General features: G+C 69.3%; 8 protein-coding genes. 2 read left to right on the top strand and 6 right to left on the bottom strand.

Features of this window, described 5'->3' with window-relative positions:
- The 3 genes from R6V09_RS40335 to R6V09_RS40325 form a co-directional block, all read right to left on the bottom strand.
- Window positions 1-444 (bottom strand): alcohol dehydrogenase catalytic domain-containing protein (locus R6V09_RS40335; RefSeq protein WP_317886460.1); only part of this gene is annotated, 444 nt, incomplete at its 3' end.
- Window positions 441-1,463 carry a phosphotransferase family protein gene (locus R6V09_RS40330; protein WP_317886459.1) on the bottom strand — a complete coding sequence of 341 codons (1,023 nt, stop codon included), beginning with the start codon at window positions 1,461-1,463 and terminating at the stop codon, window positions 441-443. The genes R6V09_RS40335 and R6V09_RS40330, both read right to left, overlap by 4 nt.
- Complete coding sequence (locus tag R6V09_RS40325; RefSeq protein WP_317886458.1) at window positions 1,460-2,740, bottom strand: acyl-CoA dehydrogenase family protein; 1,281 nt, start codon at window positions 2,738-2,740, stop codon at window positions 1,460-1,462. Before R6V09_RS40325 ends, R6V09_RS40330 begins: the two co-directional genes overlap by 4 nt.
- Window positions 2,741-2,885: 145 nt before the next feature.
- On the opposite strand from R6V09_RS40325, the gene R6V09_RS40320 reads away from it, so the two are divergent.
- Together R6V09_RS40320 and R6V09_RS40315 are read left to right on the top strand one after the other, a co-directional pair.
- Window positions 2,886-3,551: a TetR/AcrR family transcriptional regulator gene (locus R6V09_RS40320; RefSeq protein WP_317886457.1), complete on the top strand. Its 666-nt coding sequence runs from the start codon at window positions 2,886-2,888 to the stop codon at window positions 3,549-3,551.
- A gap of 76 nt (window positions 3,552-3,627) precedes the next feature.
- Window positions 3,628-4,689, top strand: coding sequence for an NAD(P)H-dependent amine dehydrogenase family protein (locus R6V09_RS40315; RefSeq protein WP_317886456.1), 1,062 nt, complete (start codon window positions 3,628-3,630; stop codon window positions 4,687-4,689).
- A gap of 52 nt (window positions 4,690-4,741) precedes the next feature.
- Here R6V09_RS40315 and R6V09_RS40310 read toward each other — a convergent pair whose 3' ends face one another.
- The 3 genes from R6V09_RS40310 to R6V09_RS40300 form a co-directional block, all read right to left on the bottom strand.
- On the bottom strand, window positions 4,742-5,266 hold the full coding sequence (locus R6V09_RS40310) for a MarR family winged helix-turn-helix transcriptional regulator (RefSeq protein ID WP_317886455.1): 525 nt from the start codon (window positions 5,264-5,266) through the stop codon (window positions 4,742-4,744).
- 109 nt (window positions 5,267-5,375) lie between these two features.
- Window positions 5,376-7,028 (bottom strand): carboxylesterase/lipase family protein, encoded by a 1,653-nt coding sequence (locus tag R6V09_RS40305; RefSeq protein WP_317886454.1) that lies wholly within the window; start codon window positions 7,026-7,028, stop codon window positions 5,376-5,378.
- Window positions 7,029-7,100: 72 nt separating this feature from the next.
- On the bottom strand, window positions 7,101-7,844 hold the full coding sequence (locus R6V09_RS40300; RefSeq protein ID WP_317886453.1) for a polysaccharide deacetylase family protein: 744 nt from the start codon (window positions 7,842-7,844) through the stop codon (window positions 7,101-7,103).
- Window positions 7,845-8,008 lie beyond the last annotated feature (164 nt).

Here is an 8,008-nt window from a genome sequence, read left to right as displayed (position 1 = left end):
GAGGACGGCCACCCGCTCGCCCGGGCGTACGTCGGCGACCAGTCGGAGCGCGTCGAAGGCGGTGGCGTGGCTGACCCCGAAGGCCGCCGCGCGTTCGATGGGGATCCCCTCCGGGATGCGGCTCAGGCCGGCGGGGCGGGCTGTGACGCGTTCGGCGAAGGCGCCGACGAACATCGAACCGAAGACCCGCTCGCCCTTCTCGAATCCGTGCGCGGAGGCGGCCACCACACCGGCGAACTCACTGCCCGGGGTGAAGGGCGGCTCGGCCTTCACCTGGTAGGCACCGTCGATCACGAGGACGTCGGCGAAGTTGACGGCCGCGTAGTGCACGTCGACCGGTATGCCGCCGCCCTCTTCGGTGAACTCCGGTCCAGGGAAGGGGGGTTCAGGGATGTCCTCGACGACCACCGGGCCGCCGACGGCATTGCAGCGGGCGGCTCTCATAGCCGGGTCGTGGCGGCGAGTTCGGCCGCCTCGGTGGCCATCTGCAGGACGACGTCGCCGTAGTGGGCCATCTTGGGGTTGCCGCCCTCGCCCTTCACATGCCGGGCGTAGCCGCCCTCCAAAACGACGGCCATCTTGAACCGGGCGAGGATCACGTAGTAGTCGATCTCGCTGACGTCGCGACCGCTGACCTTGGCGTAGTGCTCCAGGAGGTCGGCGCGGTCGGGCATGCCGGTGTAGTCGACGTATCCCTTCTGGGTGCGGTCCTCGTCGGCGTCCGGCCAGCCCATGATCACCCAGCCGAGGTCGAGCAACGGGTCGCCCACGGTGGCCATTTCGAAGTCGACCAGGGCGGCGAGTTCGGCGGGTGCGCCGTGGTGGAACATGACGTTGGCGAATTGGTAGTCACCGTGGATGATGCCGGGTTCCCAGTGGGCGGGACGGTGTTCTCGCAGCCAGGCTGCGGCGTTCTCCAGACCGGGTATCTCTCGGAACTTGAACTTGGCGAGGTGGGCCAGCCAGCGGTCGACCTGCCGGTCGTGGAAGCCGTCGGGGCGGCCGAAGCCCTCAAGTCCCCGGGCCCGCCAGTCCACGTTGCCCAACTTGGCTATGCCCTCTACGAGTTGGTACGCGAGGCCGGGCCGCAGGGGCAGGTCGCTGAGGAACGGCTCGGGCCAGCCGTCGGAGTTCATCGGCGACCAGCCGTCGACGTGCGCCATCAGATAGAAGCAGGAGCCGAGCACGCTCGTGTCGTCGCAGACGGCGATCGCCTCGGGGTGCGGGACGTCCGTGCCGTTGAGCGCGTTGAGAACGCGGTATTCGCGGAGCATGGTCTCGTTGCGCCCCGGCGGAACCTTCTCCGGCGGTTTGCGCAGCACCATGGTCCGGTCGCCGCGCCGGATGCCGTAGATGTCGTTGGAGGTGCCGCCGGAGATGTACGACGTCTCGACGGGTTCGCCGGGGGCGATGCCCTGGTCGTCCAGCCAGCGGGCGAGGGATTCCGTGTTGGCGAGCGTCACAGCAGGTCCTCCAACTGCTTCCGGGCCCATTCGCGGCGGGTGGGCAGGTGCTGGGTGGGCCACAGGCCGGGGGCTGCTTCGTAGCCGCGCAGGACGTCACGGGCGACCGTGATCTTGTGGACCTCGGTGGGGCCGTCGACGACCGCCATGACGGCGGCGCCGTTCCACATGTCCGCGAAGGGCATTTCGTTCGACACGCCGAGGGCGCCGTGCAGATGCATCGAGCGGTACACGATGTCGTGCAGCACCTTCGGGGTGAGGAACTTGATGGCGGCGATGTCCTTACGGACCCGCTTGTAGTCCTGGTAGCGGTCGATCTGCCAGGCGGTGTAGAGCACGAACAGCCGGAACTGGGCGAGTTGGGCGTAGGAGTCGGCGAGATCCGCCCGGACGAGTTGCTTGTCCGCGAGGCGCTCGCCCTGGGTCTCGCGGGACAGGGCCCGCTCGGCCATCATGTCCAGCGCCTTCTGGCTCTGGCCCACGACCCGCATCGCGTGGTGGACGCGGCCACCGCCGAGCCGGGTCTGGGCTATCGCGAACGCCTGGCCCTCGCCGCCGAGCAGTGCGTCGGCGGGGACGCGGACGCCGTCGTAGGCAATAAGTGCGTGCATGCCCTCGTCGGTGGCCTCGCCCATGATGCCGAGGTGGCGCTCGATGCGGACGCCGGGGGTGTCGCTGGGCACGAGGAACATCGACATGCCCTTGTAGGGGCTGACGTCGGGGTTCGTCACGGCCATCACGATGACGAACTTCGAGGTGCGGGCGTTGGAGGAGAAGAACTTGCGGCCGGTGATGACCCAGTCGTCGCCATTGCGTTCGGCGCGGGTGGTGAACATCGTGGGGTCGGCGCCGGCCTGGGGTTCGGTCATGGAGAAGCAGGAGAAGCACTCGCCCTCCAGCAGTGGCTGGAGGTAGCGCTCCTTCTGTTCGTCGGTGCCGTAGCGGGCGATGATCTCGGCGTTCCCGGTGTCGGGAGCGGCCGTACCGAAGATGACGGGGGCCCAGCTGGACTGGCCCAGGATCTCGTTGATGAGCGCCAGCTTGACCTGGCCGAAGCCGCGCCCGCCGAGTTCGGGGCCGAGGTGCGGTGCCCACAGGCCCTCGTCGCGGACCTGTTGCTTCAACACCCGAACTATCGGGCCGAGTTCGTCGTCGAGCGGGTGGTAGGCCCGGTCCGGATACAGCAGGTCCAGTGGCTCCACGCGCTCGGAGCGGAACTGCCTGATCCACTCCAGTTTCTCCTCGAACTCCGGCTCGGTGGAAAAGTCCCATGCCATGTCAGACGAACCTCCTGCCAACCCGGACGGATGGCGGTGAGAATATCATTCTCATCTCACGCAAGTAAGGATCTCGAAACTTGCAGTGTGGGCTTCGGTAGGGGAAGCCGATGCGTTACCGCTGAAGTGGAGTATCGTTCTTCATGTGACAGCCGTCCCCGAAGAACAACCAGCCTGGCGCCAGCGCGCCGTTGAGCGTTCCACCCGTGCCGCCAAGCTCCGCGCCGAACAACGGGTGCAGCGCTTCCTGGACGCGGCGCAGGAACTTATCGCGGAGAAGCGGACGACGGACTTCACCGTCCAGGAGGTCGTGGACCGCTCCAAACAGTCACTGCGCAGCTTCTACCAGCACTTCGACGGCAAACACGAGCTGCTGCTCGCCCTGTTCGAGGACGCGTTGTCCAAGTCGGCGGCGGAGATCCGCGAATCGGCCGGCTCCCTGTCCGATCCGCTCCAAGCGCTGCAGCTCGGGGTGACGATGCTGTTCGAGCAGTCGTTGTCCAACCCCGGTGTGGAGCGCCCCCTGTTCAGCGACTTCGCACTGCAACTCCTCGTGAAGCACCCCGCGCAGGTGGCGACCGCTCATCTCCCCCTGCACCAGGTATTCACGGAGTTGATCGAGCAGGCCGAGGACGCAGGTGTCATCCCCGCCGGGAAGCCCCGTCGCCAGGCCTCGATCCTGATGCAGACGGTCATGTTCGTCGCACAGGGCAACGGCGTTCCGGCCGGCAGCCACGCTGCGGCGGTCAACGCCGAGGAGGTCTGGCAGTTCTGTCTCGGCGGCCTCTCGGGCGTCCCGGTCCGCAGCTGACGGCGCACTGATGGCGTAATTGACGCTCTCCGTAGCGGAGAGTACGGTTCTCGCCCACCGGAACGGGAGGCGGGCGATGACCGAGCCGCTACGGCATGGCGTGCAGCGCTACCGGGTCGTGCAGTGGGCCACGGGGAACATCGGTGCCCGCACGATGCGTGCCGTACTGGAGCATCCGAAGCTGACCCTGGCCGGGGTGTATGTCCATACGCGGGCCAAGTCGGGCCTGGATGCAGGCGAGTTGAGCGGTGGCGGGTTCGGCAGGACGGGCGTCACCGCCACGCACGACGTCGACGAGATCCTGGCGCTCGGCGCCGACTGTGTCCTCTACACCCCGCGCAGTTGCGATTTCGACGAGGTGTGCACGTTGCTCTCGTCAGGCGTGAACGTCGTGTCGACACGCGGGGAGTTCCATCACGCGCCCAGCCTCGACCCGGCCGTACGGAAACGGATCGAGGACGCGTGCGAGCGGGGCGGCACCTCGGTCCACAGCACGGGCAGCAGTCCCGGATTCATCACGGAGACTCTGCCTCTCGCGCTCACCTCGATCCAGCGGCGGCTCGACGCGCTGACGATCGACGAGTTCGCGGACCTGTCCCAACGGGACTCCCCCGGGCTGCTGTTCGAGGTGATGGGCTTCGGGCAGCCCCCTGCCGAATTCGGCGAACAGCGTCTGGCCGGACTGCGTGACAGCTTCGGCCCGTCGTTGCGGCTGCTCGCCGAGGCGCTCTCGACACCGCTCGATTCGGTGGAGGCGATCGGCGAGGTCGCGACCGCCCGCCGCACCACCAGGATCGCCGCAGGCACCCTGCCGAAAGGAACGGTGGCCGCGCAGCGGATCACGGTGTCCGGCCTGCGAAAAGGCCAACCCCTGCTGCGGTTCCGCGCCAACTGGTACTGCACCACCGACCTCGACCCCGCCTGGGACCTGCGCGCCACCGGCTGGCATGTGTCGGTCGAGGGAGACGCGCCGCTCGACATCGGCCTGTGCTTCCCCGTCCCGCTCGACCGGATGGCCGAGGTGTCCCCCTCCTACACCGCGAACCGTGCGGTCAACGCCATCCCCTTCGTCTGCGCGGCGGCCCCCGGAATCCGCACCACGGCCGACCTGCCACAGATCGTCGCCGACCTCGGCTGAGGCCCGCGCGATCCGCACCCGGCACTCGGACGGAGCGCGCCGTACCCGATGCTCAGACGGAGCGCGCCGGCGCGGCGACCTCCGTCGGCTCGCCCTCGTCGTCGATCGCGTAGTTCAGGAAGTCGTCGACCATGCGGTGGAACAGCGTTGCCAGTTGCTGCAGTTCGTCCGTCGACCACTCCGAGAGGGCCATCTGCATTCCGCGCGCACCGGCGTCCCGGACGCTGTCGACGGCCTTCCGGCCGGCCTCGGTCAGCTCGATCCGCTGGGCGCGGCGGTCGTCCGGGTCGGGCACGCGGGTGACGTACCCGGACTTCTGCAACTGCTGCACCGTACGGGTCACATGCGAGGCCTCGACGCCGAGGCGCTGCGCCAGCTCCCCGGGGCGCAGCGGATCGGAGTCGGCGACCTGCCGCAACAACGCCACCGCCGCACGGTCCAGGGGCACACCGGCGAGGGCCATGAGCCGGTCGTGCTGGCGGGCGCGCGTGCTCAGGTAGGTGATCCGAGTGAGGGCTCGCTCGATCTCGGTCACCTCCGGAGTGGCGGGGGCGGTAGGGACCGGTGGTGTGGACATGAGACCCACTTTACCATATTGTTGCGTAACTCAAGTAAGTTACGGCGTGCGTTTACCCCGTCTACGGCGCAGAGAGTACGTCACCCACCAGGCGTCATCGACACCGCCGTCACCAGCGCTTCTGGGTCGCGAAGAATCGTCCGAAGAAGTCGGTCTTGGCCGCGTCCGCCAGGGCGAGCGAGCCGAAGCGGTCGCCGAGTTCCATCGTGATCGGGAAACGATGGTTCGCCGCGGGCCAGCGGGTGAGGCCATGGCCGTTGGGGTCGCCGTGGGTCACGAAGTTCACCACGTAGTCGGACAGGGTGTCGGCGACCGTGCGGTCCGCGTCGGTCCAGGGCAGGTTCGTCGCGTAGAGGTTGTCGAAGACGTAGTTGATCTCCGAACCGTGGTAGGCGCCACGGGAGTTGGGCCCGGTCGCGGTCGGCGGGACGTGCTCCCAGTAGTACGTGAACACCGGGCTCTTGGCCATCTTCGCCCACTCGGCCGCCCACAGGTTCGCGGAGACGCGCGAGCCCTCGCGGGCGGAGGCGTTGCGGGCCTGGCCCGCCTCCGTGTCGGTGGTGGCGGGGTAGAGAGTCAGGAACTCGTCGGCGAGAGTGCCGTATTCCTTCTGGGCAGTGCTGAGGTAGTCCGCGAGCTTCACAGTCGGGCTCGGGGAGGCGCCGTTCTCGTCCTTGTTGCCGCCGGCCAGTACCGGTACGTCGTTCAAGTGGCCGCCCGCCAGGGCCTGTTCGTACGTCCACGGCTTGACCCAGCCGTCGAGGACCGGGCGGAACTCCGGCGGGTTGCCGTTCACGGGCCCGCTGACCGTGGTGTCGTTCGCGTTCTGACCCGCCATCAACTTGTCGGCGGCCAGGGCGCGGAGGGCGTCGAGCGTGGTGGCGCCGAGTGCCGTGGCGTAGGCGGTGCCCTGGCTCTCGGCCGTTTCCAGGGTGCGGTACGACGCTGCCAGCGCGGCGATTTCGGGGTCGCCGGTGGCGCGGGCGCCGGCGCTCTCGGAGATCGCGCCCTGGAACAGGCCCTTGGCGAGCGGGGAGTAGATGAGGTGCATCACGGAGGCGCCGCCCGCCGACTGGCCGGCGATCGTCACCCGGTTCGGGTCGCCGCCGAACGCGGCGATGTTGCGCCGTACCCAGCGCAGGGCCGCGATCTGGTCGAGGAGACCGTAGTTGCCGGACGCCTGGTGGCCGGACTCGGCGCTGAGTTCGGGGGTGGAGAGGAAACCGAACGCGCCGGTGCGGTAGTTGAGGGTCACCACGACCAGGCCCTTGGCGGCGAGGCCGGCGCCGTCGAAGCCGGGGTCCGAGGCGTAGCCGCCGGTGAACCGGCCGCCGTAGATCCAGACCAGGACCGGGCGCTTCTCCCGTGAACTCGCCGCCGCGGTCCAGACGTTGAGGTTGAGGCAGTCCTCGCTCATCGTGACCGAGGCCGAACTCATCGTCTGCTGCGGGCAGATGTCCCCGAAGGTGTCAGCGACGCGCACGCCCGTCCAGGAGTTGGCCCGCTGCGGCGGGCGCCAGCGGTTGGCGCCGGCCGTGGTCGCCGCGTAAGGCAGGCCCTTGAACACGGTGACTCCGGAGACCAGGGACGCCACGCCGGACACCCGGCCGGTGTCGATCCGGAGCGGGCCCGTCAGCGGGGTCGCGGAGGTGTCGCGGTCCGCCGCGTCGGCGCCGGTCCCGGTGCCGACGAGTGCGGCCGTCGCGGCGACGGTCAGCGACCCGTTGAGGAAGGTCCGGCGGTTCATGGCGTTCGAAAGCATGGGGGGCTCCCTGGTCTAGGTACTTGCGAACGTAAATTCCACCGACCGGGAACGCCAACAATATTGTCAACTTCAGAGCGGATCCACAGCGTGCTCCCGCAGCGGCCCCACGGACAGGCCGCGCATCGCGCAGGTGTCGAGGATCCGGGGCACGGCGACGAGGGTGGCTCGCCAGGAGCCGGGGGCCGAGGTGCAGTCGGAGTCGTGCAGCAGGATCGTGCCGCCGCCGCGCAGATCCTCGGTGACCGTGCGGTGGACCGACTCCGGTGTGGCGCGCGCCCGCCAGTCCTCGCCCCAGGCCGTCCACAGCACCGGCGTGAGGTCCAGGCGCCGGGCCGAGAGGTGGGCGGCGGTCGACATGACGCCGTAGGGCGGGCGGAAGAGCCGCGGTGTGCGGCCGGTGAGGTCGCCGACCGTGTCGCGGGCACGGGCCAGGTCGTCGCGGGTGGCGCGGGGGCCGCGCAGCAGGAGGGGACGGTGGAGCCAGCCGTGGACGGCGATCTCATGTCCGGCGGCGGCGATCTCACGGACCAGACCCGGGGCGCGTACCGCTTGGTTGCCGAGGAGGAAGAAGGTGGCGTGTACCTGGCGCTCGTCGAGCAGGCGCAGGAACAGTGGGGTGGAGAGCGGGTCCGGTCCGTCGTCGAAGGTGAGCGCCACGTGGTCGGGCCGACCGCGGCCGGAGAGACGGGGCATGACGCGGTTGCGGAGCGGGCCGTAGGTGGACAGGACGGGGGCGGCGTACGCGGCGGCGAGCAGGGGCAGTGCGGGGAGCGCGGCGCGGGTGGCGGTGCGGAGGAGGCGGGTGGCGGTCATGAGTGGCGTTCCTTCGCGTGGCCTTCGCAGCTTTCGTGGTCCCCGTGGGACGCGTGACCCGCGTGGAGTGCGTGGTGCCCGTGGTGCGCGTGGCCGAGGTCGTCGAGGTCGAGGTCCTGGCCTCTGGCGTGTATGAGGCCCGGGCCGCCGCCGGTCGTGGCGAC

Source organism: Streptomyces sp. W16, assembly GCF_033194735.1.
Lineage (GTDB): Bacteria > Actinomycetota > Actinomycetes > Streptomycetales > Streptomycetaceae > Streptomyces.
This window is presented reverse-complemented; position numbering and strand designations above follow the sequence as displayed.